This is a genomic window from Amycolatopsis sp. NPDC005003 (assembly GCF_053600695.1).
This window is the reverse complement of sequence record NZ_JBSGAI010000003.1, coordinates 1-25,909: the sequence shown is the minus strand read 5'-3', so window position 1 is coordinate 25,909 and position 25,909 is coordinate 1. Positions and strand designations below refer to the sequence as shown.

Here is a 25,909-nt window from a genome sequence, read left to right as displayed (position 1 = left end):
GGTACGCCATCTTTCGCGTTATTGACGGTCGTAGTCGTCGCGACATACCCTGGACGGCGTGCGAATCGCGGTCATCGGTGGCGGCCCGGCGGGTCTGTACTTCGCCGCGCTCGCGAAGCAGCTCGGTCCCGGCCACGAAATCACCGGCTGGGAGCGCAACGCGCCCGACGACACCTTCGGCTTCGGCGTCGTGTTCTCCGACGAGACGCTCGGCGGCATCGAGCACGCCGACCCGGCGGTGCACGAGGCGATGAAGGCCGAGTTCGCCCGCTGGGACGACATCGACGTCCACTACCGCGACACGGTCACCACCTCGGGCGGCCACGGCTTCGCCGCGATGAGCCGCAAGCGCCTGCTCGGCATCCTGCAGAGCCGCTGCGGCGAGCTCGGCGTCGGCCTGCACTTCCGGGAGGAGGCGCCGGCCGACCTCGCGGGCTACGACCTGGTCATCGCCGCCGACGGGGTCAACTCGGCGGTGCGCGCGCGGTACGCCGAGACGTTCCGGCCGAGCGTCGAGACCCGCCGGTGCCGGTACATCTGGCTGGGCACGGACCTGGTGTTCGACGCCTTCAAGTTCTACGTCATCGAGACGCCGGCCGGGATCATGCAGATCCACGGCTACCCGTACGGCCGCGAGGGCAGCACGTTCATCCTCGAGGTCCAGGAGGACGTCTGGCAGCGGGCGTTCGGCCCCATCGCGGCCACATCGCTGAAGCCCGGCGAGAGCGACGAGAAGTCCATCGCGCTGATCCGCGAACTCTGCGCCGACGTCCTCGACGGCCACCAGGTGCTGGCGAACAACTCGAAGTGGGTCTCGTTCGGCACGGTCCGCTGCGAGAGCTGGGTGCACGAGAACGTCGTGCTCCTCGGCGACGCCGCCCACACCGCGCACTTCTCGATCGGTTCCGGCACGAAGCTGGCGATGGAGGACGCGCTGGCGCTGGCGGCGTGCCTGCACGAAAACGACGGTGTCACAGCGGCTTTGAAGGCCTACGAACTGGAACGGCGGCCGGTCGTCACCTCGACGCAGCGCGCCGCGCAGGCCAGCCTCGAGTGGTTCGAGAACATCGCGCAGTACGCCCACCAGGAGCCGCCGCAGTTCGCCTTCAACATCCTCACCCGCAGCCGCCGCGTCACCTACGACAACCTGCGCCTGCGCGATCCCGAGTTCGCCGCCGAGCTCGACACCTGGTTCGCGCGGAAGCTCGGGACGACGTCGCGGCCACCGATGTTCCAGCCATTTTCCCTCGGCGGGCTGGAGCTGCCCAACCGGATCGTCGTCTCCCCGATGGACATGTATTCCGCTGTGGACGGTGTGCCGGGCGACTTCCACCTGGTGCACCTGGGAAGCAAGGCACTGGGCGGGGCCGGGCTGGTGATGACCGAGATGGTCTGCGTCTCCCCCGAAGGCCGGATCACGCCCGGCTGCGGCGGGTTGTACACGCCGGAACAGGAAGCCGCGTGGAAGCGGATCGTCGACTTCGTGCACGCGCAGACGCCGTCCCGCATCGGCGTCCAATTGGGACACTCCGGGCGCAAGGGCTCGACGAAACTGATGTGGGACGGCATCGACGAGCCGCTGCCGACCGGCAACTGGGAGGTCTGTGCGCCTTCGCCGTTGCCCTACTCCGAGCGCAACCAGGTGCCACGCGAACTGTCCACTTCGGAACTTTCGGAGATCCGTTCGCAATTCGTGGCGTGCGCCGAAGCCGCTGCCCGCGCCGGGTTCGACGTCCTCGAACTGCACTGCGCGCACGGCTACCTGTTGTCGTCGTTCCTCTCGCCGCTGACCAACCGGCGCACGGATTCCTACGGCGGCTCGCTCGAGAACCGGCTGCGCTTCCCCCTCGAAGTCTTCGACGCGGTCCGTGCCGTGTGGCCCGCTGCCCGGCCCATGACCGTCCGGATCTCGGCGACGGACTGGTGCGAAGGCGGCATCGACGCGGACGACGCCGTCGAGATCGCGCGGGCCTTCGCCGCCCATGGCGCCGCGGGCATCGACGTCTCGACCGGGCAGGTCGTCAGCGAGGAGCGCCCGCAGTACGGCCGCAGCTACCAGACCCCGTACGCCGACCGGATCCGCAGCGAAATCGGCGAAGAGTACGGGATCGCGGTGATCGCGGTCGGCGCGATTTCCTCCTACGACGACGTCAACTCGCTGATCCTGGCCGGCCGGGCGGACCTCTGCGCGCTGGGCCGCACGCACCTCTACGATCCACAGTGGACGTTGCACGCGGCCGCCGAACAGGGGTATCCGATGCCGTGGCCGAAGCCGTTCGCCGCGGGCAGCCGCAAGCCGCAGACGGGCCGCTCCGACGGGCCGGAGCCGCGGCTCGACCTCGTCCGGTCCGGGCCCACCGGAACGGCCCATGCCCGCTGGCGACCGGGAGCTTCGTCATGACTTTCGCCCTGAACCCCGAGCAGCGGGCTTTCGCGCTGGAGGTCCGGCGGCTGGCCGAGGACCAGCTGCGCCCGCTCGCCGAGTCCGGTGTGGAGGGTGCGGTCAACCGCCCGCTGCTCAAGGCGATGGGCGCGCTGGGCTTGCTCGCGCGGCTCTTCCCCGGCGTCGCGTCGGGCGCGCCGTCGAGGCAAGCGGCCGCGACGGACCTGTGCATCCTGCGCGAGAACCTCGCCACGGTGAGCACGGAAGCCGAAACGGCGCTGGCGTTGCAGGGCCTGGGCAGTTACCCGGTGCTCCAGTCCGGAAGAGACGAACAGGTCGCGAAGTGGCTGCCCGCGGTGGCGGCCGGCGACGCGGTGGCGGCGTTCGCGCTGACCGAGCCGGATGCCGGCTCCGACGCGGCGGCGCTGTCACTGGCCGCGGAGTCCGACGGCGACGGCTGGCGCCTGACGGGGACCAAGATGTGGATCTCCAACGCGCCCGAGGCGGACTTCTACACGGTGTTCGCGCGCACGACGCCGGATGCGGGCTCGCGCGGGGTGAGCGCGTTCGTCGTCCCCGCCGACCGGCCGGGCCTCGGCGGCGAACACCTCGACCTGGTCAGCCCGCACCCGATCGGCACCGTGACGTTCGACGGCGTCGAGGTCCGGCGGGAGGAGCTGCTCGGCGAGGAGAACCGCGGCTTCGCCGTGGCGATGCGGACCCTCGACCTGTTCCGCCCGAGCGTCGGCGCGTTCGCCGTCGGGATGGCGCAGGCGGCGTTGGACGCGGCGGTTTCCCACACGAGTTCCCGCGAGGCCTTCGGCGGGCCGTTGCTCAAGCAGCAGGCGGTGGCGCACACGCTGGCCGAGATGGCGACCCGCACGGAAGCGGCCCGGCTCCTCGTCTACGCGGCCGCGGGAGCGTACGACGCGGGCGAGCCGAACCTCGGCGGCCGGGCGGCGATGGCGAAGCTGTTCGCGACGGAAGCGGCCCAGTTCGTCGTCGATTCCGCGGTCCAGCTGCACGGTGCCCGCGCGCTGCGGCGAGGGCACCTGCTCGAGCACCTGTACCGGGAGGTCCGGGCGCCCCGCATCTACGAAGGCGCGTCGGAGATCCAGCGCACGATCATCGCACGATGGCTGGCGTCGGGTGCCGGTCGAGCCACCACTGGCTGAGCAGCAGCAAGGTCACCACGCTCAGCGCGGCCGAAATGGTGCCCGCGCTCATGATCATCGTCTCGAGGCTCCCACCGCGCGGCAGGACGATCAGGAACCCGATCGGCGACAGCGCCCGGGACATCAGCGTGTTCATGCACATGGCGAAGCTGCGGATCATCCACTTCCGGTGGTCGGCGTACCGCCGCTGCCGCACCGCCCGCCACCCGGCGACGGTGAACCCGAACCACAGCGCGGCCGCGATGACGTCGAGCGTCGCAACGACCGGCCCGAGGACGGTCACCGCCCCGACGACGGCGGCCAGCACGGCCGATGGCAGTGCCCCGCCGAAGACGTAGACCCGCCCGATCCGCCGGTGCGCGACGGGGTGCGTCCGGCGCAGCCACGGCCAGATCTGCAGGATGACCCCGACGATGGCCACGGACCCGAACCCGATGTGCGCAACGAGAAGCCAGTAGTGCGCCCCGAACCCGGCGGGCGCGGGCACCCGGGACCGACCGGGATCGAGGGTCAGGTAGGGCGGCAAGGAGAAGGCGAGGAAGACGGCAACAACGAGTGCGAGCGGCGCCACCCAGGGCCGCCGCCACCACTTCGGCGTCGTTCGGACGGGTCTGATCTCGGTCTGGACGGTCACGGCTCCTCCCGGGGGTTTCCTTCCGACGCTAGGGAAGGCCCCCGGGAGGAGCCATGGGGCGAGCCACCGCCATCGTGGTGGGGCTCACCCCACCGCCGTTCAGCTGCCCCGCACCCGCCGCACGGTGTCGCGGTAGAAGTACCCGCTCTGCTTGATCGTCCGCTCCTGCGTCTCGTAGTCCACCCGGATCAACCCGAACCGCTTCGCGTACCCGTACGCCCACTCGAAGTTGTCCAAAAGGGACCAGGCGAAGTAGCCTCGCACGTCCGCGCCGGCCTGGCGGGCCGCCGCCACCGCCGCGATGTGCGAGGCCAAGTACGCCGTGCGGCCGTCGTCGCGCACGAAGCCGGACGAGTCCGGGTCGTCGTCGAAGGCCGAGCCGTTCTCCGTGATGTACATCGGCAGGCCAGGGTAGTCACGGCCCAGGCGGGTCAGCAGCTCGGTGAACTTGCCCGGCAGGATCTCCCAGCCCATCGCCGTCGTCGGCTCGCCGAACGGGATCACCCGCGACGCCGGGGCGCCGTCCGCGTCGACGGCGGAACCCGAATCGTCCACGCCGGAGAACTGCTGGCCGAAGTAGTAGTTCACGCCCAGGAAGTCCAGCGGGGTCGAGATCACCGAAAGGTCGCCGTCCTGGATCGGGAGGCGGACGTCCCGCGCGGCCAGGTCCTCGACCACGTCCGCCGGGTACCGGCCGTGGACCAGCGGGTCCAGGTAGATGCGGACGCCGAGGCCGTCGGCCTGGCGGGCCGCCCGGACGTCCTCCGGGGAGTCCGTCGCCGGGTCGGCCGTGCACATGTTGAGCGTGATGCCGAACTGCGTGTCCGCCGGCGCCGCCTCGCGCATGCGCTGCACCGCCAGCCCGTGGCCGAGCAGCAGGTGGTGCACCGCGTGCAGCCCCGCCGCGTAGTCACGCCGGCCCGGCGCCATCACGCCGTGGACGTATCCGTGCATCGCCGAGCACCACGGCTCGTTCAACGTCGTCCAGTGCCGGACGCGATCCGAGAGCCGGTCGAACACCAGCATCGCGTAGTCCGCGAACCGGTACGCCGTGTCGCGCGCCGGCCAGCCGCCCGCGTCCTCCAGCTCCTGCGGGAGGTCCCAGTGGTAGAGCGTCAGCCACGGCGTGATCCCGCGGCTCAGCGTCTCGTCGACGAGCCGGTCGTAGAACCCGATGCCCGCCTCGTTGACGCCGCCACGGCCGTGCGGCTGGACCCGGGGCCACGCCACGGAGAACCGGTAGGTGTCCGCGCCGAGCTCGCTCACGAGCCCGATGTCCGCCGGCATCCGGTGGTAGTGGTCGCACGCCACGTCCCCGGTGTCGCCGTTGTCGATCGCCCACGGTTCCCGGCAGAACGTGTCCCAAATGGACGGTGTGCGCCCGTCTTCGGCGACCGCCCCTTCGATCTGGTACGCGGCGGTGGCCACGCCCCAGCGGAAGTCCGGCGGCAGGGTGTCGATCAGCGCCTGCTGTTCGGCGGTCGCGGCGGTGGTCTCGGTCAAGGCAGCACTCCTCCAGTGGTACCGGACAGGTCGGACGGCGTTCAGGGAGCGGTGACGGGGTGCAGCCAGCACGCCACCTCGCGCGCCGGGTCGCCGGGCGTGCCCAGCAGCGGCACGCGGTCGGGGCACGGCTCGAAGGCCTTGGGGCACCGCGGGTGGAACGCGCAGCCGGACGGCATCCCGCGCGTGTCCGGCGGCGAGCCGGGGATCCCGGCGAGCTCGCGGCGCGGCCCGCGCAAGGCGGGGAACGAGTTCAGCAGGCCGTGGCTGTACGGGTGCAGCGCGTCCCGGTAGAGGTCCGACGCCGGCGCCTGCTCGACGATCCGGCCGCCGTACATGATCGCGATCCGGTCCGAGAACTCCACCAGCAGCGAAAGGTCGTGCGTGATGAACAGGACCGAGAAGCCCAGCCGCTCGCGCAGTTCCACCAGCTGGCCGAGGATCTGCCGCTGCATGACGACGTCGAGCGCGGTGGTCGGCTCGTCCATGATGACGATCCGCGGCTCCAGCGCGAGCGCCATCGCGATCATCACGCGCTGCCGCATCCCGCCGGACAGCTGGTGCGGGTACGCCTCCAGCCGGTCGGCGGAAATCCCCACCAGCTTGAGCAGGTCCTTCGCGCGGGCGATGCGGCCCGCTTTCGTGGTCCGCGGCTCGTGCGCCTTGATGACGTCGACGAGCTGCGTGACCACCTTGTGCACCGGGTTCAGCGAGTTCATCGCGCCCTGGAACACAATGGACGTCTCCGCCCACCGGAAGTCACGGAGCTGCTTGTCGGTCAACCGCAGCACGTCGTACGGCTCGCCGTCCGCGGGGTGGTAGATCACCTCGCCGCCGCGGATCACGCCCGGGGGCGCGAGCAGCCGCGTCAGCCCGTAGGCCAAAGTGGACTTCCCGCTGCCGCTTTCCCCGGCCAGGCCGAGGACTTCGCCGCGGTGCAGCGTCAGGTGCACATCCCGGACCGCGCGCACCGCCTCGTCGCCGACGCCGTAGTCGACGTCCAGGCCCTTGATCTCCAGCACCGGGTCCATCATGGCCGTTCCTCCCGCCCGAGCACGGGCGTGAAGCCCACGCGCATCCGATGCGTCCGCCCGTCGGCGCCCTTCACCCGTGCCTTGCCGCTGCCGCGCAGCCGCGGGCTGACGAACTCGTCGATGCCGAAGTTGAGCAGGGACAACGCGGTGCCGAGGATGGCGATCGCCAGCCCGGCCGGCACGAACCACCACCACGCGCCCTGGGCCAGCGCCTGCTGGCTCTGCGCCCAGAACAGGATCGTGCCCCAGTTCCAGTTGGACAGTCCGGAGACGCCGACGAACGCGAGCGTGATCTCGGACATCACCGCGAAGATCACCGTGCCGACGAAGCTGGACGCGATCACCGCGGTCAGGTTCGGCAGGATCTCGAAGAAGATGATCCGCCAGGTCGACTCGCCGGTCGCCCGGGCCGCTTCGACGTATTCCCGGCCCCTCAGCGAAAGGGTTTGGGCTCTCAGCACTCGCGCGCCCCACGCCCACGACGTGAAGCCGATGATCACCGCCACCAGGATGTCCCCACCGGTGGGCACCGCGCTGCCGATGATGATGATCAGCGGCAGCGCGGGGATCACGAGGAACACATTGGACAGCGCCGACAGCCCTTCGCCCGGCGTGCCGCCGAGGTAGCCAGAGGTCACGCCGACGATCACCGCGAGGATCGTCGCCACGACCCCCGCGGCGAGGCCGACCAGCATGACGCTGCGCGTGCCGACCACGACCTGGCTGAAGATGTCCTGGCCGAGGTGGGTGGTCCCGAACCAGTGCCGGGCCGACGGCGATTCCAGCAGGTCGCTGCTGCGCGCCGACGGGTCGTAGGGCGCGATCCAGTCGCCGATCACCGCGATCACCAGGAAGAAGACGATGACGGCGAGGCCGGTGACCGTCTTGCCGCCGGTGAGGAACCGGAAGCGGCGCCGTCGGGCGACCGCTTCGAGCGGGAGGGCCTGGGCGGCCTTGACGTCCGCCGCGGGTACGGCCATGTCAGCCCTCCTTCCGGGTGCGCGGGTCGAGCGCGAGGTAGGCGACGTCGGCGAGCAGGTTCGCCACCAGCACCGACAGCGTGATGATCAGGAAGATGCCCTGCATCAGCGGGTAGTCCTGCGAGCCGACCGCCTGGAACAGCTGGTAGCCGACACCGGGGTAGGAGAAGACGATCTCCACCAGCAGCGTGCCACCGACGATGAAGCCCAGCGCCAGCGCGAAGCCGGACACGCTGGGCAGCAGCGCGTTGCGCGCGGCGTAGCCGACCATCACCCGGCGTTCCGGCAGGCCCTTGGCGTGCGCGACGGTGACGTAGTCCTCCGAAGCGACGGTGACCATCATGTTGCGCATGCCCAGGATCCAGCTGCCCATCGAGCTGATCAGGATGGTGAGCGCGGGCAGCAGGCTGTGCTGGATCGCGCTGCCGATGAACGAGCCGTCCCAGCCGGGCACGGTGCCCGGGTCGTAGCCGCCGGACGACGGGAAGAAGCTGCCCGGGCCGGCCAGGATCGTCAGCGCGATCAGGCCGAGCCAGAAGTACGGGATCGACGAGAGGAACGTCGTCACCGGCAGCAGGCCGTCGACCCACGAGCCGCGCTTCCAGCCGGCGACCACGCCGAGCCCGGTGCCGATCGCGAACCCGACGATCGTGGTGATGCCGACCAGGATGATCGTCCACGGCAGGCTGTCGCCGAGCAGATCGGACACCGGCGTCGGGAAGAACGTGAACGAGATGCCGAGGTCGCCGCGGAAGAGCTGGCCCCAGTAGTGGAAGTACTGGGAGATCAGGCTTTCGTTCTTGTCGAGTCCGAACAGGACGTACAGCGACTCGATGGCGTCCGCGCTGATCATGCCCTGGTTCTTCGCGATCAGCGACTGCACCGGGTCGCCCGGGATCATCCGCGGGATGAAGAAGTTGATGGTGACGGCGGCCCACGCGGTGAAGACGTAGAAGCCCAGCCGTTGCAGCAGGTACCTCATCGGGCGGCCCCGTCGTAGAGCCAGCAGGCGGCCCAGTGGCCGGGCGCGTCGCCGACGTCGAACCGCGGCGGCAGGTCGGTCCGGCACCGTTCCATCGCGACCGGGCAGCGCGGGTGGAACCGGCAGCCCGGCGGCGGGTCGAGCAGGCTCGGCGGTTCGCCGGACCCGCGTTCGGCCGGGGCGTCCCCGGGCGCGCCGGCCAACCGGTCCGGGTCGGGGGCGGAGTCGATGAGCAGCCGGGTGTACGGGTGCGCCGGCCGTTGGGTGATGGTCTCGCTGTCGCCGCCTTCGACCATCCGGCCGGCGTACATCACCATCGTGTCGTCGGCGAAGTAGCGCGCCGACGCGATGTCGTGCGTGATGTACAGGATCGCCAGGTGGAGGCGTTCCTTCAGGTCGCGCAGCAGGTTCAGCACGCCGAGCCGGATGGAGACGTCCAACATGGACACCGGCTCGTCGGCCAGCAGCGCCTCCGGGTCGGCGCCGAGCGCCCGGGCGATCGCGACGCGCTGGCGCTGGCCGCCGGACAGCTCGTGCGGGAACTTGTCGACGTACCGCTCGGGCGGGGTCAGCTGGACGCGCGAGAGCAGCTCGTGCAGCGACTTCTCGAGGTCCTCGCCCGCCCGGCCGTGGATCTTCAGCGCCCGCGTCAGGTGGTAGCGCACGGTGTGCACCGGGTTCAGCGACGCGAACGGGTCCTGGAAGATCATCTGCACCCGGCGGGCGTAGGCGCGGAACGCCCTGCCGTGCTTGACGTTCACCGTCTCGCCGTGCAGCCGGATGTCGCCGCCGGTGCGCGGGTGGAGACCGGCGAGCAGGCGCGCGACCGTCGACTTGCCGGAACCGGACTCGCCGACCAGCGCGGTGACGCGGCCCCGCCGGAGCGTCAAGGTCACGTCGTCGACGGCCTGGATGCTGCGTCGCGGGCCGGTGAGCGCGGCCCGGCCGCGGCGCCGGACCGGGAAGTGTTTCGTGAGGCCCTCGGCCTCGAGGACGACGGGGAGGTCCCCCTCCGACCCGACGGCGACGGGGTCGGAGGGGGACTGCTCGGTCGTCACAGCTGAATCCGCCATCGTCAGGCCGCGGGCTTGAGGTGCAGGACGATGTCGAGCGCGTTGCGCAGCGTCGGCTGGGCCGGCGCGTACGGGTTGGCGTCGTCGGGCCAGCCGACCCAGTTCTTCGTGCTGTACTCGCCGCCGGAGTTGGCCGCCGACGTGGGGATCATCGGCTGCTGCTCGATCATGATCTTCTGCAGCGTCGCCATGGCCGCGGTGCGGGAGGCGTCGTCCTCGGCGTTCGCGTAGGTTTCCAGTGCCTTGGTCGCCTCGTCGTTCTTGTAGCGGCCGTAGTTGCCGTTGATGCCACCCTGGCCGGTCGGCTTGTAGCGGTTGCCGTCCATCACGTCGCGGTACATGTCGTACGGCGTCGACCCGTCGTTCGTCCAGTGCATCAGGCCCTCGAAGTCACCGGTGTCGACCGACTTCATCCAGGCGTCCTGGTTCATCTTCTCGACCGTGGCGGTGATGCCGATCTGCGCCAGGTTGTCCTTGATGATCTCGAGGTCGGTGATGTAGTCCGACCAGCCCGACGGCACGGTGAGCTTGATGGTGACCGGCTTGCCGCCCGGATCGGCCAGCTTGCCGCCGTCGAGCTGGTAGCCCGCGCCGGTCAGCAGCGACTTCGCGCCCGGGACGTCGACCTGCACCGACTGGCCCTTGTACTGCGGCGCGATGAACGGGTCGCCCGCCGGGGTCGGGATGCCGGTGACCTGGTCGTTCTTCGGGTAGAAGTAGCCGGCCTCACCCTGGTTGAAGATGTCGTCGCGGTTGATCACCTTGTTGATCGCCTGGCGCAGCTTCGGGTCGTTCCACGGCGCCTTCTCGGTGTTGAACCACAGGCCGTGCACGGCCAGCTGCGCGGGGAACCACAGCTTGTAGTGCTGCGGGTCCTTGTTCGTGTAGACGGCCTTGTAGTTCGGGATGAACACGAAGCTCCACTCGGAAGCCCCGTTGACCAGCGCGTTGACCTGCGCGTTGTTGTCGGTGTAGGAGGTGTAGCGGATCTCCTTGACCTTCGGCGCGTCCTGCCAGTAGCCGCTGTCGCGCCGCACGACGATCATCGTCTGCGGGGTGGCCGACTTCAGCGTGTACGGGCCGGTGCCGATCGGGTTCTTCACGAGGTCGAGCGCCGGGTCCTTGACGTCCTGCCAGACGTGCTTCGGCACGACGAGGGTCTGCAGGATCTTGACCTGGTTGACGAACTGCGAGCCGTCGAAGGCCAGGGTCACCTGGTTGCCGGCCGCGGTGATGTCCTTGTACGGGACGGCGTCGACGTTCAGCGCCTTGTTGTCGCGCAGCAGCTGGAAGGTGTAGGCGACGTCCTCGGCGGTCATCGGCTGCCCGTCGGAGAACTTCACGTTGTCACGGACGGTCAGGACCAGCTTCTTGTAGTTGTCCGACCAGTCCCACTTGGTGGCCAGCCAGGGCTTGCCCGGCTCCTGCGGCTTGACGCGGTTGAGCATGACGAGGGGCTCGTAGATCATCCACCGGTAGCCCATGTTCGACAGGGCGGAGGTCTCCAGGAACGGGTTGTTGTTCTCCGCCTGCGGGCCGTCCGGCTTCCCGACGTTGAGCACGGCGTCCGGGTTGCCCTGGGCGGCGTTCGAGCTGCCGCCCGAGCACGCGGTGAGGCCGCTCAAGGCCGTGATGGCTACTAGCGCTGCGACGATGGAGCGCTTGACTCGCATCGGTTCCTCCTGGTCATCGACGAGTGTCTGCTGTCGACTGGTAGCGAGCCCCGACCGCCGGCGACCGAACGACGTCCCGAAGTCAACCCGGGTGACTCGGGTCACGTCAATAACACGGCGGTAACTTTTTGTGCCTAAGTTTAAGTACTGAAAGAACTGGCGGTCTGGACCTGTTGATCGAACTACTCCTTGCAACGCAAGGGTTTCAGCCGGCGCGCCCACCGTTCGCGAGCAGCTCGGCGATCGGCAGGGTCGCCGCGCCGAGCGCCACCGCTTCGGGCCCGAGCCTGCCGAGGACGACCTCGGTGCGCTCGGCCAGGTAGCCCAGCGCGTGCCGGCCGACGGCGTCGCGCACCGCGGGCAGGATCGCCGGTCCCATGATCGCCCCGGCCGAGCCGGAAAGCACCACCCGATCGGGGCTGAGCAGGTTGATCAGGTTCGCGATGCCGATGCCCAGGTACTCGCCGGTCTCGGCGAGCACGTCGGCGGCCGGGCCGCCGCCTTCCGCTTCGGCCACGATCCGGGCCAGCTCGCCGTCGCTTTCGTCTCCGATGACCGGTTCCCGGCCGGCGCGGGCCGCGTAGTTCCGGACGACCGCCTCGGTGCCGACGTAGGCCTCCAGGCAGCCGTGGGAGCCGCACCGGCAGGCCGCGCCGGCCGCCTTGACGACGGTGTGGCCCCACTCGCTCGTCGTGATGCCGGGGTGCGAGCGCCCGGCCGTCGCGACGGCGGCCCCGACGCCGACGCCGAGCAGGGCGACGATGGCGCGCTCGGCGCCCCGGCCGGCGCCGCGCCAAGCCTCGGCCTGCCCCAGCGTGCGGGCGCGGTTGTCCAGGTGGAGGGGCGCTTCGATGTGCGGGTGGATCAGCTCGGCGAAGTTCACGCCCTGCCAGCCGAGGGTGGGCGCGTGCACGATCCCGCCGTCGCGGACCGCGCCCGGCACGCCGATGCCGACGCCGAACACCATGTCCGGATCGCCGCCTTCGAGCACCTCGGCGATGCCCGTGCGCACCAGACCAGCCACTTCGTCCGGGTCGAGCCGGGTGCCGACCAGCGGGTGGCGCACGGTCCCGAGGGTGCCGAGCGCGCAGTCGAAGAGGCCGACCTCGACGTGCGTCTCGCTGACGTCGACGCCCACGACGTGCCCGAAGTCCGGCCGCACCGCCAGCAGCGTCCGGGGCCGCCCGCCGTCCGATTCGACCGATCCGGCCTCGGCCACGACGCCGTCCGCGATGAGTTCCGAGACGACGTTGGTAACGGTGGCGGCCGACAGTCCCGATTCAGCTACCAGTTCCAGTCTGCTGACGGGACCGCGGAGGTAGAGCGAGGAGAGCAGTGCCGCGCGGTTGTGCCGCCTGAGGTCACGGGTTGTCTGGCGCACCACCTGGGTCACCGGGAGGATTCTGCCAGACACACCCAGTTCGAGCCTTAGTTCACTACTTAATACATAGCCACAACTTACGGTGATCAGGCATCCTGTCAGAGAGCCGGTGAGAGTCAGATGGGTTGCCCATGGCGAGCAAGCGCACCACCGTCCGCGATCTGCGGAGGCACAACCGATCCCTGCTGCTGTCGAAACTGTACTTCGACGGCCCGCTGTCGAGGCACGAACTGAGCCAGCTCACCGGATTGAGTGCCGCCACGGTGAGCAACGTGACCGCCGAGCTGGGCGAAGAACGCCTGATCACCGAAGCCGGCCAGGTCGAGTCGGACGGCGGACGGCCGCGCGTCCTGCTGCGCGTGGACCCGGCGTACGGGCACGTCGCGGGCGTCGACATCGGGGAGACGGGGGTCAAGGTCGAGCTGTTCGACCTGGCGATGAACCGCCTGGCGACGGTCGAGCACCCGCTCCCGAAGGCCCCGGACCCGGCGACCGCGGTCGAGCAGGTGACGTCCGGGCTCCGGGAGGTGTTCGCGAGCGCGGGGATCGACGAATCGGGCGTGCTGGGGGTCGGCATCGGCGTGCCCGGCGCGGTCGAGCAGGGCACGGAGGTGCTGGTCCACGCCCCGACGGTCGGCTGGGACGGGGTGCCGTTCGCGTCCCTGCTGCTCGATGCCGGCGTCCGGCTGCCGCTGTTCGTGGACAACGGCGCGAAGACGCAGGGCCAGGCGGAGATGTGGTTCGGCGCGGGCCGCGGGGCGAGGCACGCGGTGATAGCGCTGATCGGCTCGGGCGTGGGCGCGGCGGTGGTGACGGACGGCACGACGTACCGCGGCTCGACGAGCAGCGCGGGCGAGTGGGGCCACACGACGATCGCGTACGGCGGTCAGGAGTGCCGCTGCGGCGCGCGGGGCTGCCTGGAGGCGTACATCGGCGCGGGGGCGGTCCTGGCGCGGTACCGCCGGGCGCGGGGCAAGGACATCACGGGCGAGGACGAGCAGGCCCAGTTCTCAGCCCTGCTGTCGGCGGCCCCCAAGTCCAAGACGGCGGCCCGGGTGCTCGACGAAACGGCGGGTTACCTGGGCGCGGGCATCGCGAACCTGATCAACTTGTTCAACCCGGAGCGCATCGTGATCGGCGGCTGGGCAGGCTTGGCCCTGGGCGAGCAGCTCCTACCCCGAATCCGCTCGGCGGCGGGCGAGCACGCCCTGCGGCACCCGTTCAGCCAGACATCGATCCAGCTGGGGTCGTTGGGCTTGGACGCGGTGGCGACCGGCGCGGCGACCCTGCCGGTGGCGGACCTCCTGGAGCAGGGGGCGACCTCGAGGATCGCCAAGCCGGGAGCTCCGAATTCCGACGCGGCCTGAGGGCGAGGTTTGCGCTGCCGGGCGTGGTCCGTGGCGTCGACGGGCCGCCTCGGCAGGACCCACCCTCCCTGGCAGGGTTCCGGCAAAGCCAGAGGGCCCTTCAGGTGGCTCACCGGCATGAGCGGCAGGCTGCCACCCGGACCTGCACCCCACCCAGACCTCCCCCGCCACCCCGCGTGAGCGGCACGCTGCAAGCCCCGACCTGCACCACCAGACCTCCCGCAACCCCGATCCGAAGCCCCAACACGGCCGGCAGTGCCGGGTCAAGGCACGCTTTCCCGCCTTGACGCGGTACTGCCGGCCGTAGTCACAATCCCGGCTTCGGGGTGGCGGGCACCCACCTGCCCGTCGGCCGAAGAGACCCGGGCCACCTAGGACGGAGAAGAGGCACCAAGCCGCGCGCATGCGATTTTTTCGCCGCGGACCAGGCCCCCAGGAGACCCAGACATCCCCCGCCGCACCCAGGGGGGCGTCCCCAGGTCCATTCTATCGGCCCCCACCGGCAAAAACCGCCGATCGCCGCCCGAGGGGTCGAGCTGTCCACAGCCCCGCCCACTTGTGGACAAGGCCCAAGCCAAGGCCACCGGCGCAGCCGCCCGAACTCCCTCACCCGGGTGACGCCATCAACCAACCCTTAATTCGGGTTGAAAAAAATGACCGCGCGAACGGTTGCCCGGCTTGTCTGGACCATGCATACTTTGTTGCCAGGCACAACAAAGCCCGATGCACGGTCACACCTGCCGCCGCCCCGGCAGGCGCGGCCTTCTCCCCCCTCCCCGCGTTCCGTGCTGCGCGCGGAACGCCGGTCCCCACGGTGAGAGAGGCGACAACGATGTCCACCTCCAAGAAGAACCGCTGGGCGGCACTCCTCGCCGCCTGCGCGCTGCTCGTCCTCGGGCAGCAAGCCCTCACGACGGCCCCGGCGGAAGCAGCGGCCACCTTCACCGATGACTTCAACGGCCCCGCGGGCGCCGCCGTCGACGGGTCGAAGTGGCAGCTCGAAACCGGCGACAACGTCAACAACCACGAGCGGCAGTACTACACCTCCGGCACCAACAACGCCCAGCTCGACGGCCAGGGCCACCTCGTCATCACCGCCAAGAAGGAAAACCCCGGCAACTACAACTGCTGGTACGGCCGCTGCGAGTACACCTCCGCCCGGCTGAACACCGCCGGCAAGTTCAGCCAGGCCTACGGCCACTTCGAGACGCGCATGAAACTCCCGCGCGGGCAGGGCATGTGGCCCGCCTTCTGGATGCTCGGCGGCGGGAACTGGCCCACCGACGGCGAAATCGACGTCATGGAGAACGTCGGCTTCGAACCGAACACCGTGCACGGCACCATCCACGGCCCCGGCTACTCCGGCTCCGGCGGCATCGGCGCCGCCTACAACGGCCCGAACTTCTCCGACGACTTCCACACCTACGCCGTCGACTGGGCGCCCAACCAGATCAAGTGGTACGTCGACGGCAACCTCTACCAGACGCGCACGCCGTCGGACCTGAACGGCAACCGCTGGGTGTACGACCACAACTTCTTCCTCATCCTCAACCTCGCCGTCGGCGGCTACTGGCCCGGCGATCCCAACAGCAGCACCCAGTTCCCGCAGCAGCTCATCGTCGACTACGTGCACGTCACCAACACCTCGAGCAGCGGCGGCGGCCGGACCGGCACGATCACCGGCATCGGCGGCAAGTGCGTCGACGTCGCCGGCGCGAATACCGCCAACGGCACGCCGATCCAGATCACCGACTGCAACGGCAACGCCGCGCAGAGCTGGACCGTCGGCACCGACGGCACGATCCGCGCCCTCGGCAAGTGCATGGACGTCAGTGGCGCGGGTACCGCCGACGGGACGGCGGTGCAGCTCTACGACTGCAACGGCACCGGCGCCCAGCAATGGGTCGTCACCGGCGCACGGGACATCGTGAACCCCAACGCCAACAAGTGCCTCGACGCCACCGGCAACTCCAGCGCCAACGGCACCCGCCTGCAGATCTGGACCTGCGGCGGCACCGCCAACCAGAAGTGGACCACTCCCTGATCCCCGGGGCCGGGAGCGCGTAGCTCCCGGCCCAGTCCCCAAGGAGAACCGAAGTGCGGCGAATCCTCGTCGCGCTAATGGGGTATGCCCTGTTAGCGCTTTCCTCCTTCACGGCCGGGCCGGCTCAAGCCACGGTGAACGCCGGCCCCTCGGCGAGCCAGCTGCTCGCCAAAACCCAATCTTGCCAACAGATCTCGAACGGAAAGTATTCCTACGACGAAGGCGGCGCGGCCACCGTTCCCGTCTGCCAGGCGAACGGCGCGGTGTTCTTCAAGGCCGACATGGACATCGACTGCGACGGCGTCCGCACGACGCAGTGCAACGAGAACACCGACTGCTGCTTCTACCCCGACACGGCGTTCCACACCTCGACCGACCAGCCGCTCAACGCGGCGCAGCTCCCGTACATCGTCCTGCCCCAGCCGACGTCCACTTGGGACTACCGCAACCACGGCATCGACGGCGGTTCCGTCGTGGCGGTGATCTACAACAACCAGGTCACCTACGCCGTGGTCGGCGACACCGGCCCGACGAGCATCATCGGTGAGGCCTCCTACGCCACCGCCGTCAGCCTCGGCATCAACCCCGACCCGAAGAACGGCGGCACCGAAGGTCCGGTGACGTACATCGTGTTCCCGAACACGCACGTCGACCCGATCGAGAACCACGCCAACGCGGTCAGCCTCGGCGAACAGGTCGCGACGCAGTTCGTGGGCGGCACGACGACACCGCCCACGCAGAACGCCGGACCGATCACCGGCATCGGCGGCAAGTGCGTCGACGTCGCCGGCGCGAACAACGCCAACGGCACCGCCGTCCAGCTCTACGACTGCAACGGCACCGGCGCTCAACAATGGACGGTCAATTCGGACGGTTCCGTCCGGGCGCTCGGCAAGTGCCTCGACATCACCGGCGCGGGCACCGCGAACGGCACGCAGACCCAGCTCTGGGACTGCAACGGGAGCAACGCCCAGAAGTGGACGGCCAACGGATCACAGAACCTCGTGAACACCGGCTCCGGAAAGTGCCTCGACGCCACCGGCAACTCCAGCGCCAACGGCACCCGGCTCCAGATCTGGACCTGCGGCACCGGCGCGAACCAGAAGTGGACTCTACCATGAGAAAGCGTTCTCTCCTCGCGGCCACAGCCGCGATAGCGCTCACCGCGGCCGGCTTCGCCGCACCCGCGCAGGCCGCGGGCGAAACGGTCAACGTCTGGCTCACCACGACCAGCGACTCCGGCGGTCGCCAGGTCACGCGCGGCCTCCAGCAGCAGACGCCGGTGGCCTTCGCCGCCGGCACCGGCAGCGGCGGGGTGACCATCAACGTCAACGAAAACACCACCTACCAGCAGTTCGAAGGCGGCGGAGCGTCCTTTACGGACACCGCGGCGTGGCTGATGAACTCCAGCGGCGCCCTCTCCCAGGCCACCCGCGACGACACCATGCGCAAGCTGTTCGACCCGAACACCGGCATCGGGCTGAGCTTCATCCGCAACCCGCTCGGCGCGTCCGACCTGGCCCGCTACAGCTACACGTTCGACGACATGCCGGCCGGCCAGACCGACCCGAACCTGACGCACTTCTCGATCGCCCACGACCAGGCCGACGTGCTGCCGCTGACCAAGCAGGCCAAGCAGCTCAACCCGCAGGCCAAGGTGATGGCGTCGCCGTGGAGCGCGCCGCCGTGGATGAAGGACAACGACAGCTACCTGCTCGGCTGGGTCGAATCGCAGTACTACCCGGCCTACGCGCAGTACTTCGTCAAGTACCTCCAGGCCTACCGGGACGCGGGCGTGCCGATCGACTACGTCTCGATGCAGAACGAGCCGACGTGCTGCGCGAGCTACCCGTCGACCAACTGGAACGGCGCGGGCTTGGCGTACTTCGCGAAGAACAACCTGCTGCCGGCGCTGCAGAACGCCGCGCTGTCCACAAAGGTACTGGCCCTCGACTGGAACTGGGACACCTACGCCTCCTACGGCGCGCCCACATTGGACGACTCGGCGATCCGCAACCACCCGAACTTCGGTGGCGTGGCCTGGCACGGCTACGGCGGCGACATCGCCCAGCAGACGACGACGCACAACCAGTACCCGAACGTCAACGCCTACTCGACCGAGCACTCCGGCGGCACCTGGATCTCGAACCAGCAGGCCGAGGACATGAACAACATCGTGGACTACACCCGGAACTGGTCGAAGAGCTTCGTCAAGTGGAGCCTCGGCGTCGACCAGAACATGGGTCCGCACAACGGCGGCTGCGGCACCTGCACCGGCCTGATCACCGTCCACAACGGAGACTCGCGCAGCGGGCAGGTCGACTACACCGTCGAGTACTACACGATGGGTCACCTGACGAAGTTCGTGAAACCGGGCGCGTACCGGATCGACTCGAACGACAACTCGACGGTCCGCAACGTCGCCTGGAAGAACCCGGACGGCTCGAAGGCGCTGATCGCGTACAACTCGAGCACCGGCAACCAGAGCGTGCGGGTGAACTGGGGCAACTCGTCGTTCACCTACACGCTGCCCGGCCACACGTCGGCGACGTTCACCTGGAGCGGCAACCAAGGGTCAAGTGGCGGCAAGACCGGCCCGATCACCGGCATCGGCGGCAAGTGCGTCGACGTCGCGGGCGCCAGCAGCGCCAACGGCACCGCCGTCCAGCTCTACGACTGCAACGGCACCGGCGCTCAACAGTGGACGGTTGGAACCGACGGAACCCTGAAGGCGCTCGGCAAGTGCCTCGACGTCACCGGACAGTCCACGGCGGACGGTGCACAGCTCCAGCTCTGGGACTGCGGCGGCACCGCGAACCAGCGCTGGGCGGCCACCGCGGCCAAGGACCTCGTCGGCGCGGGCTCGAACAAGTGCGTCGACGCGACCGGCAACTCCAGCGCCAACGGCACCCGGCTGCAGATCTGGACCTGCACCGGTGCCGCGAACCAGAAGTGGAACGTGCCCGCATGAAGAAACTCGCAGCATTCGGTGCTCTCGTAGCAGCGGCGTCGGCGCTGGTGCTCGCTCCGGGCGTCGCGCAGGCGGCGACCGGCCCGATCACCGGCATCGCCGGCAAGTGCGTCGACGTCGCCGGCGCGAGCAACGCCAACGGAACAGCCGTCCAGCTCTACGACTGCAACGGAACGAACGCTCAACAGTGGACGGTCGGCAGCGACGGTTCCCTGCAGGCACTGGGCAAGTGCCTGGACGTCACGAGCGCCGGCACCGCGAACGGCACGACGATCCAGCTCTGGGACTGCAACGGCTCGGGCGCCCAGAAGTGGACGGCCAACTCGGCCAAGAACCTGGTCAACACCGGTTCCGGCAAGTGCCTCGACGCCACCGGCAACTCCAGCGCCAACGGCACCCGCCTGCAGATCTGGACCTGCGCGAGCACGGCCAACCAGCAGTGGACCCTGCCGAGCGGCGGCACCACGCCGCCGCCCGGACCGGGCGTGATGGCCGTGGCGCCGTACCTCTACAACGGCTGGGGCGACCCGCCCAACCCGGCGACCATCCAGAACGCCACCGGCGTCAAGTGGTTCACGCTGGCCTTCATCCTGTCCAACGGCTACTGCAACCCGCAGTGGGACGGCGGCCGGGCGCTCACCGGCGGCGTAGACCAGAACACGATCAACACCGTCCGCGCGGGCGGCGGCGACGTCATCCCGTCGTTCGGCGGCTACTCCGGCAACAAGCTGGAGTCGTCGTGCGGCAGCGCGGGCGAGCTGGCGGCGGGCTACCAGAAGGTGATCAACGCCTACGGCCTCAAGGCGATCGACATCGACATCGAAGCCGACGCCTACAGCAACCCGGCCGTGCAGCAGCGGACGGTCGACGCGCTGAAGACGGTCCGGGCGAACAACCCGGGCATCAAGCTCTACGTCACGTTCGGCACCGGCCAGTCCGGGCCGGACAACAGCCTCGTCAACCGAGCGGCGCAGAGCGGGCTGACCGTCGACGGCTGGGTGATCATGCCGTTCGACTTCGGCGGGGCGGGCCAGAACATGGGCACGCTGACGCAGCGGGCGGCCGAGGGGCTCAAGAACGTCGTCAAGAGCGCGTACGGCTACGACGACGACACCACCTACCGGCACATGGGCATCTCGTCGATGAACGGCATCACCGACAACAACGAGACGGTCACGCTCGACGACTTCACGACCATCCTGGGCTACGCGAACGCGCACCACCTGGCCCGGCTCACGTTCTGGTCGGCGAACCGCGACCGCCCGTGCCCCGGCGGCTACCCGAACAACGACACCTGTTCCGGGGTTTCGCAGCAGGCGTGGGACTTCACGAGGATCTTCGCCCGCTACGCCGGCTGACCCCGGCCGCCCGGCAAGTCCGTGAAGGCCGCCGCGAGGCGGCCTTCACGGCGTAGGGCTGCCGGGCCGCGGCCCTGGGGAAGCGGCGACCCGGCAGCGTGGGGTCCCGCCTGCCGCTGGGGGTCTCCGGCGGCGGAACCGTCCCGAGGCTATCGACCGCGCGTCGCGAACGGCTCGGGCTCGGGCCGTCCGGGCGCCAACCCTGCCCAAACGCCCCAAAGGCCACCTTGGGCGCTTGGCTACTCGGCCGCGATGGCCGCGCGGGCCGCCTCGGCCCGGTCGGCGTACGCGCCCACCAGCTGTTCCTCGGCGTCGTCGAGGTACTTCATCAGCAGCTGCTCCGCACCCGGGCCGTCGCCGGCCTCGATGCGGTCGAGGATTTCGTGGTTGCGCGGCAGGTAGCGCTCGTGGAAGCGCCGCGGCTCGGCCATGATGTGGAACACCAGCCGCAGCTCGGCGGTCAGCCTGCCGACCAGCTCGTTGACGCGTTCGCTGCCCGACAGCGCGGCGAGCTCCTGGTGGAACCACACGTTCGCGGTGCCGAGGTCCTTCCAGTTGCCGGTGCGGGCGGCCTCGTCGCCGATGTCGACCTTCTCTTTGATCCGCGCGAAGGACGCCGGCTTGGCTTTCAGCCCGCGGACCGCGGCGCACTCGATGATCTTGCGCACCCGGTAGATGTCGACGACGTCCTCGACGCTCGGGATGCGGACGAAAACCCCGCGGTTGAGCTCGTGGGCGAGCAGCCGCTCGTGCGTGAGCAGCCGGAACGCCTCGCGCAGCGTGTTGCGGGAGACGCCGAGCGCGTTGCCGATGTCCTGCTCCGACAGCCGGCCGCCGGGGAGGAAGAACCCCTCCGCGATGCGCTTGCGGAGGACGCCGGCGACCCGCTCGGCCGTGCTCTTGCGCGTGACCAGGCCGCGATCGGCTTCCAGGCCCGGGACAACGCTGTCTTCGATGACCACGTGAACAAGGTTACCCGCCACTCGGGGGACGATCCAATCGGCATCTTGTGGAATTGTTCAACAATCTCTAGCGTGTGAGGCACGCCACGATGAGAGACACTGGCCAGGAGGTGCCCCATGACTGCCACAGCTACCGAGGCCCGGCCGTTCGACTGGTTCCGCACGCTCGGAAAACGCGGACGCCGCGCCTTCCTGGGCGCGTTCGGCGGGTACGGCCTGGACTCGTACGACTACCAGACCCTGCCGCTCGGGCTCGCCGCGATCACCGCGTTCTTCGGCATCTCGAGCGGCGAAGCCGGGCTGCTCAGCACGACGACGCTGGTCGTGTCGGCCATCGGCGGCGTCGGCGCCGGCATCCTCGCCGACCGCATCGGCCGCGTCCGGACGCTGCAGATCACCATCGCGATGTACACGATCTTCACCGTGCTCTGCGGCTTCGCACCCAACTTCGAGACGCTGCTGGTCTTCCGCGCGCTGCAGGGCCTGGGCTTCGGCGGCGAGTGGGCGGCCGGCGCGGCCCTGGTCGCCGAGTATTCGCAGGCCAAGTACCGCGGCCGGACCGTGGCGTTCGTGCAGAGCGCGTGGGCCGTCGGCTGGGGTCTCTCGGTGATCGTCTACACGATCGTCTTCAGCTTCGCGAGCGACGACGTGGCCTGGCGGATCATGTTCTGGACCGGCGTCATCCCGGCGCTGCTCGTGCTGTGGGTCCGCCGCAGCGTGCAGGACGCGCCGCGCGCGGAGGAACGCCGTGTCACCGAACGCACCCGCGGCTCGCTCGGCAAGATCTTCCGGGCCGACCTGCTGCGGACGACGTTCTTCGCGTCGCTGCTGGCCACCGGCGTCCAGGGCGGGTACTACGCGATCAACACCTGGCTGCCGACCTACCTGAAGAAGACGCGCGAGCTGACCGTGATCGGCACCGGCGGCTACCTCGTCTTCCTGATCACCGGCGCCTTCGTCGGGTACGTCTGCGGCGGTTATCTGACCGACCTGCTGGGGCGCAAGAAAACCTTCATGACGTTCGCGCTGCTCTCGGCCGCGCTGATCGTCGCGTACACGCAGATCCCCAAGGGCGCGAACGGCCTGATCCTGGTGCTGGGCTTCCCGCTCGGCTTCTCGATGTCCGCGATCTTCAGCGGCTTCGGCGCGTTCCTCGCCGAGCTGTACCCGACGGCGCTGCGCGGCACCGGCCAGGGCTTCACGTACAACTTCGGCCGCGCGGTCGGGGCGATCTTCCCGACCATCGTGGGCTACCTCGGCGTCGGCGGCGCGATCGTGTTCGGCGCGATCGGGTACGGCATCGCCGTGCTGGCCCTGCTCGGCCTCCCGGAGACCCGGGGTATCGAACTCGTCGATTGAGGGGGGATTCTCATGACGACCTTTGACGAACCGGCCACGTACACGCCCGCGCAGGCGCGAGCGGCGTTCCGCACCGGCACCGCCCACCCCACCACCGGCTGGGCCAACGGCTTCACCCAGACCAACCTGATCGCCGTGCCCGAGGACTGGGCCTACGACGTCCTGCTGTTCTGCACCCGCAACCCGCAGGCGTGCCCGCTGCTCGACGTCACCGACCCCGGCGACCCGGAAACGCGGCTCGCCGAGGGGGCGGACCTGCGCACCGACCTGCCGCGCTACCGGATCTGGCAGAACGGCGTTTTGGCCGGCGAGGTCTCGGACGCGACCGGCCTGTGGCGCAGCGACATGGTCGCTTTCTCGATCGGCTGCAGCTTCACGTTCGAGACGGCGCTGGCCGCCGAAGGCGTCCCGCTGCGGCACGTCGACCAGGGCCGCAACGTCGCCATGTACGTGACGAACCGGCCGTGCGAGCCCGCCGGGCGGCTGTTCGGCCCGATGGTCGTGTCGATGCGGCAGATCCCGGAGGACCGGGTGGCCGACGCCATCCGGATCACCCGCGCGATGCCCGCCGTGCACGGCGGCCCGGTGCACATCGGCGACCCGGGCGCACTGGGCATCGACGACCTTTCGCGGCCGGACTTCGGCGATCCGGTGGACGCGGAGCCGGGCGACGTCCCGGTGTTCTGGGCCTGCGGGGTCACCCCGCAGGCGGCGCTGATGGCGTCGCGGCCCCCCTTTGCGATCACCCACGCACCGGGGTACATGTTCATCACCGATCGGTACGACAGCGAATACCGGGTGGGCTGAAATGGACCTGAACAGCGATCTCGGCGAGGGCTTCGGCGCCTGGAAGATGGGCGACGACGAAGCCATGCTCGACATCGTGACCAGCGCGAACATCGCGTGCGGCTTCCACGCCGGCGACCCGTCGGTGATGCGGCGGGTGTGCGGGCTGGCGGCCGAGCGCGGTGTCGCGATCGGTGCGCACGTCGGCTACCACGACCTGGCCGGCTTCGGCAGGCGCGCGCTCGACATCGCACCGGACCAACTGGCCGACGAAGTGCTCTACCAGATCGGCGCGCTCGACGCCTTCGCCCGCGCGGCCGGCAGCCGCGTGACGTACGTGAAGCCGCACGGCGCGCTGTACAACACCGCGGCGGTGGACGCCGAGCAGGCCGCCGCGATCGTCGAGGGCCTGCGCCGGTACGACCCCGCGCTCGCGCTGCTCTGCCTGCCGAACTCGGAAATGCAGCGGCAAGCGGAGAAAGCGGGAGTGGTGGCGTACGCGGAGGCGTTCGCGGACCGGGCCTACACCGCGGACGGCAAGCTCGTGTCGCGCAAGCAGCCGGGCGCGGTCATCCACGACGCCGACGTGGTCGCCGCCCGCGCGGTCGGCATGGCCACGGGCGGCGTCGTGACGGAGAACGGCACCAAGCTCGACGTCCGCCCGGATTCCCTGTGCGTGCACGGGGACACCCCGGGCGCGGTCGAGCTGGCCCGGCGGATCGAGGCGGCGCTGACCGAGGCCGGCATCCAGCTCGGCGCGTTCACCGGATGACCGTCCGGTTGCTGCCGTGCGGGCGGCGCGCGGTCCTGGTGGAGACCGGCGACGTGCTGGGCTTCCAAGCGGCGCTGACGCAGTCGCCGCCGGACGGGGTCGTGGAACTCGTCCCGGCGGCGCGGACCCTGCTGGTGCGGTACGACCCGTCGGTGACGGACGCGGAGCGGCTGGGCGCGCTGCTGCGCCGGGTGTCCCCTGTGGACAGCGTGGCGGCCGGGACGGGCGAGGTGGTGATCCCGGTGGTGTACGACGGCGAAGACCTGGCCGAAGTCGCCGAGGAAACCGGGCTGAGTGTGGCTTCGCTGGTTTCGCGGCACACCGCGGGGACGTACGTCTCGGCGTTCTGCGGCTTCGCGCCGGGGTTCGCCTACCTCACCGGATCGGATCCCGTGCTGCACGTGTCGCGCCGGTCGTCACCGCGCACCCGCATCCCGGCGGGCTCGGTGGCGATCGCCGGCGAGTACAGCGCGGTCTACCCGAGCGCGTCACCGGGCGGCTGGCGGTTGCTGGGCCGCACGGACGCGCCGGTGTGGGACGTCGAACGCGACCCGCCGAACCTGCTGCCGCCGGGCACCCGGGTGCGGTTCACGGCGGTGCGGTCGTGAAGCTCGAAGTCGTCCGGCCCGGGTTCGCGACGACGGTGCAGGACCTCGGCCGCCCGGGCCACGCGGCCCTCGGCGTCGGCCGGTCCGGCGCGGCCGACCGCGAGTCGTTCCGGCTGGCCAACCGGCTCGTCGGCAACCCGGCCGGGGCGGCGGCCCTGGAGGTGACGCTCGGCGGGCTGGTGCTGCGCGCTTCGGGCGTGACGACGGTGGCGGTCACCGGCGCGGCCTGCCCGCTCTCGAAGGGCGGGCCGAACGGGCCGATCACGCTGTGGCCCGGAGAGGAGCTCTCCCTGGGCACGGCGGTGTCCGGTTTGCGGTGTTACGTCGCGGTGCGCGGCGGGATCGACGTGCCGCCGGTGCTCGGTTCGAGGGCGACGGACACGCTCGGGAAGCTCGGCCCGCCGCCGGTGACGGCCGGGATGCTGCTGCCGATCGGCCCGGCCCCGCGGGAGTTTCCCGCTGTGGACCTCGCACCGAGGGCATCCCTCCCGGCGGAACCGGTGTTGCGCGTGACGCCGGGCCCGCGCCGCGACTGGTTCGCCGCGCCGGACGACCTCTTGTCCACTGTGTACACGGTGTCGCCGGATTCGGACCGCGTCGGCATCCGGCTGACCGGGCCGGCGCTGTCCCGCGCGCGCCACGACGAGCTGCCGTCGGAGGCGTGCGTGCCGGGGTCGCTGCAGGTGCCGCCGTCGGGCCGGCCGATCCTGTTCCACGCCGACCACCCGACGACCGGCGGTTACCCGGTGATCGCCGTCGTCGAGGAGGCCGACCTCGACCTGGCCGCCCAGCTGCGGCCCGGCCAGACCGTGCGCTTCCGTCCCGCGTCGTGAGTGGTAATTCGGGTTCTAACCCGAATTACCA

At 70.0% G+C, this 25,909-nt stretch carries 21 protein-coding genes; 12 read left to right on the top strand and 9 right to left on the bottom strand.

The window, feature by feature from the left end; translation table 11 throughout:
• The first annotated feature begins 58 nt into the window (after positions 1-58).
• Positions 59-2,401, top strand: coding sequence for a bifunctional salicylyl-CoA 5-hydroxylase/oxidoreductase (locus ACWED2_RS04360; RefSeq protein ID WP_449689022.1), 2,343 nt, complete (start codon positions 59-61; stop codon positions 2,399-2,401).
• Complete coding sequence (locus tag ACWED2_RS04355) at positions 2,398-3,558, top strand: acyl-CoA dehydrogenase family protein (protein WP_449689021.1); 1,161 nt, start codon at positions 2,398-2,400, stop codon at positions 3,556-3,558. Before ACWED2_RS04360 ends, ACWED2_RS04355 begins: the two co-directional genes overlap by 4 nt.
• Here ACWED2_RS04355 and ACWED2_RS04350 read toward each other — a convergent pair.
• From ACWED2_RS04350 to ACWED2_RS04315, 8 genes are all read right to left on the bottom strand, one after another.
• The gene (locus ACWED2_RS04350) at positions 3,509-4,192 is read right to left on the bottom strand and encodes a DUF2306 domain-containing protein (RefSeq protein WP_449689020.1); all 684 of its coding nucleotides are present in this window, start codon (positions 4,190-4,192) and stop codon (positions 3,509-3,511) included. The genes ACWED2_RS04355 and ACWED2_RS04350 overlap by 50 nt on opposite strands.
• A gap of 99 nt (positions 4,193-4,291) precedes the next feature.
• Positions 4,292-5,695, bottom strand: a complete 1,404-nt coding sequence (locus ACWED2_RS04345) for a GH1 family beta-glucosidase (protein WP_449689019.1) — start codon at positions 5,693-5,695, stop codon at positions 4,292-4,294.
• A 41-nt stretch (positions 5,696-5,736) separates the two neighbouring features.
• Positions 5,737-6,729: an ABC transporter ATP-binding protein gene (locus ACWED2_RS04340; RefSeq protein ID WP_449689018.1), complete on the bottom strand. Its 993-nt coding sequence runs from the start codon at positions 6,727-6,729 to the stop codon at positions 5,737-5,739.
• Positions 6,726-7,709: an ABC transporter permease gene (locus ACWED2_RS04335; protein ID WP_449689017.1), complete on the bottom strand. Its 984-nt coding sequence runs from the start codon at positions 7,707-7,709 to the stop codon at positions 6,726-6,728. Before ACWED2_RS04335 ends, ACWED2_RS04340 begins: the two co-directional genes overlap by 4 nt.
• Before the next feature lies 1 nt (position 7,710).
• A complete protein-coding gene (locus ACWED2_RS04330) occupies positions 7,711-8,691 on the bottom strand; it encodes an ABC transporter permease (RefSeq protein ID WP_449689016.1) in 981 nt (326 codons plus the stop codon).
• Positions 8,688-9,749, bottom strand: coding sequence for an ABC transporter ATP-binding protein (locus ACWED2_RS04325; RefSeq protein WP_449689015.1), 1,062 nt, complete (start codon positions 9,747-9,749; stop codon positions 8,688-8,690). The genes ACWED2_RS04330 and ACWED2_RS04325 overlap by 4 nt, the downstream gene beginning before the upstream one ends.
• A 17-nt stretch (positions 9,750-9,766) precedes the next feature.
• Positions 9,767-11,437 (bottom strand): ABC transporter substrate-binding protein, encoded by a 1,671-nt coding sequence (locus ACWED2_RS04320; RefSeq protein ID WP_449689014.1) that lies wholly within the window; start codon positions 11,435-11,437, stop codon positions 9,767-9,769.
• A 205-nt stretch (positions 11,438-11,642) separates the two neighbouring features.
• On the bottom strand, positions 11,643-12,830 hold the full coding sequence (locus ACWED2_RS04315; RefSeq protein ID WP_449689013.1) for an ROK family transcriptional regulator: 1,188 nt from the start codon (positions 12,828-12,830) through the stop codon (positions 11,643-11,645).
• A gap of 119 nt (positions 12,831-12,949) precedes the next feature.
• Here ACWED2_RS04315 and ACWED2_RS04310 point away from each other — a divergent pair, with 119 nt between their 5' ends.
• The 5 genes from ACWED2_RS04310 to ACWED2_RS04290 all read left to right on the top strand — a co-directional run bounded on the left by ACWED2_RS04310 (position 12,950) and on the right by ACWED2_RS04290 (position 20,558).
• The gene (locus ACWED2_RS04310) at positions 12,950-14,185 is read left to right on the top strand and encodes an ROK family transcriptional regulator (RefSeq protein WP_449689012.1); all 1,236 of its coding nucleotides are present in this window, start codon (positions 12,950-12,952) and stop codon (positions 14,183-14,185) included.
• A gap of 832 nt (positions 14,186-15,017) precedes the next feature.
• Positions 15,018-16,229 (top strand): RICIN domain-containing protein, encoded by a 1,212-nt coding sequence (locus ACWED2_RS04305; protein WP_449689011.1) that lies wholly within the window; start codon positions 15,018-15,020, stop codon positions 16,227-16,229.
• Between the two features lie 53 nt (positions 16,230-16,282).
• On the top strand, positions 16,283-17,350 hold the full coding sequence (locus ACWED2_RS04300; RefSeq protein ID WP_449689010.1) for an RICIN domain-containing protein: 1,068 nt from the start codon (positions 16,283-16,285) through the stop codon (positions 17,348-17,350).
• Positions 17,347-19,200 (top strand): ricin-type beta-trefoil lectin domain protein, encoded by a 1,854-nt coding sequence (locus ACWED2_RS04295; protein WP_449689009.1) that lies wholly within the window; start codon positions 17,347-17,349, stop codon positions 19,198-19,200. Before ACWED2_RS04300 ends, ACWED2_RS04295 begins: the two co-directional genes overlap by 4 nt.
• Positions 19,197-20,558, top strand: a complete 1,362-nt coding sequence (locus ACWED2_RS04290) for a ricin-type beta-trefoil lectin domain protein (RefSeq protein WP_449689008.1) — start codon at positions 19,197-19,199, stop codon at positions 20,556-20,558. Before ACWED2_RS04295 ends, ACWED2_RS04290 begins: the two co-directional genes overlap by 4 nt.
• 239 nt (positions 20,559-20,797) lie before the next feature.
• On the opposite strand, the gene ACWED2_RS04285 is transcribed toward ACWED2_RS04290, so the two are convergent.
• Positions 20,798-21,520, bottom strand: coding sequence for a GntR family transcriptional regulator (locus ACWED2_RS04285; RefSeq protein ID WP_449689007.1), 723 nt, complete (start codon positions 21,518-21,520; stop codon positions 20,798-20,800).
• A gap of 117 nt (positions 21,521-21,637) precedes the next feature.
• Here ACWED2_RS04285 and ACWED2_RS04280 point away from each other — a divergent pair, with 117 nt between their 5' ends.
• The 5 genes from ACWED2_RS04280 to ACWED2_RS04260 are packed head-to-tail and all read left to right on the top strand — an operon-like array spanning position 21,638 to position 25,878.
• A complete protein-coding gene (locus ACWED2_RS04280; RefSeq protein ID WP_449689006.1) occupies positions 21,638-22,879 on the top strand; it encodes an MFS transporter in 1,242 nt (413 codons plus the stop codon).
• A 12-nt stretch (positions 22,880-22,891) separates the two neighbouring features.
• The gene (locus tag ACWED2_RS04275) at positions 22,892-23,686 is read left to right on the top strand and encodes a putative hydro-lyase (RefSeq protein WP_449685796.1); all 795 of its coding nucleotides are present in this window, start codon (positions 22,892-22,894) and stop codon (positions 23,684-23,686) included.
• Between the two features lies 1 nt (position 23,687).
• The gene (locus tag ACWED2_RS04270) at positions 23,688-24,437 is read left to right on the top strand and encodes a LamB/YcsF family protein (protein ID WP_449689005.1); all 750 of its coding nucleotides are present in this window, start codon (positions 23,688-23,690) and stop codon (positions 24,435-24,437) included.
• Entirely contained in the window at positions 24,434-25,045 is a 612-nt protein-coding gene (locus tag ACWED2_RS04265; protein WP_449689004.1) for a 5-oxoprolinase subunit B family protein, read from the top strand. The genes ACWED2_RS04270 and ACWED2_RS04265 overlap by 4 nt, the downstream gene beginning before the upstream one ends.
• Positions 25,042-25,878, top strand: coding sequence for a 5-oxoprolinase subunit C family protein (locus ACWED2_RS04260; protein WP_449689003.1), 837 nt, complete (start codon positions 25,042-25,044; stop codon positions 25,876-25,878). Before ACWED2_RS04265 ends, ACWED2_RS04260 begins: the two co-directional genes overlap by 4 nt.
• Positions 25,879-25,909: the final 31 nt, after the last annotated feature.

Excerpts from the sequence above, each read along its gene's own strand:
- ACWED2_RS04335 (WP_449689017.1), bottom strand. The coding sequence starts at position 7,709 with ATGGCCGTACCCGCGGCGGACGTCAAGGCCGCCCAGGCCCTCCCGCTC.
- ACWED2_RS04265 (WP_449689004.1), top strand. The coding sequence starts at position 24,434 with ATGACCGTCCGGTTGCTGCCGTGCGGGCGGCGCGCGGTCCTGGTGGAG.
- ACWED2_RS04340 (WP_449689018.1), bottom strand. The coding sequence starts at position 6,729 with ATGATGGACCCGGTGCTGGAGATCAAGGGCCTGGACGTCGACTACGGC.
- ACWED2_RS04280 (WP_449689006.1), top strand. The coding sequence starts at position 21,638 with ATGACTGCCACAGCTACCGAGGCCCGGCCGTTCGACTGGTTCCGCACG.
- ACWED2_RS04355 (WP_449689021.1), top strand. The coding sequence starts at position 2,398 with ATGACTTTCGCCCTGAACCCCGAGCAGCGGGCTTTCGCGCTGGAGGTC.
- ACWED2_RS04275 (WP_449685796.1), top strand. The coding sequence starts at position 22,892 with ATGACGACCTTTGACGAACCGGCCACGTACACGCCCGCGCAGGCGCGA.
- ACWED2_RS04310 (WP_449689012.1), top strand. The coding sequence starts at position 12,950 with ATGGCGAGCAAGCGCACCACCGTCCGCGATCTGCGGAGGCACAACCGA.
- ACWED2_RS04270 (WP_449689005.1), top strand. The coding sequence starts at position 23,688 with ATGGACCTGAACAGCGATCTCGGCGAGGGCTTCGGCGCCTGGAAGATG.
- ACWED2_RS04305 (WP_449689011.1), top strand. The coding sequence starts at position 15,018 with ATGTCCACCTCCAAGAAGAACCGCTGGGCGGCACTCCTCGCCGCCTGC.
- ACWED2_RS04320 (WP_449689014.1), bottom strand. The coding sequence starts at position 11,437 with ATGCGAGTCAAGCGCTCCATCGTCGCAGCGCTAGTAGCCATCACGGCC.
- ACWED2_RS04290 (WP_449689008.1), top strand. The coding sequence starts at position 19,197 with ATGAAGAAACTCGCAGCATTCGGTGCTCTCGTAGCAGCGGCGTCGGCG.
- ACWED2_RS04330 (WP_449689016.1), bottom strand. The coding sequence starts at position 8,691 with ATGAGGTACCTGCTGCAACGGCTGGGCTTCTACGTCTTCACCGCGTGG.
- ACWED2_RS04295 (WP_449689009.1), top strand. The coding sequence starts at position 17,347 with ATGAGAAAGCGTTCTCTCCTCGCGGCCACAGCCGCGATAGCGCTCACC.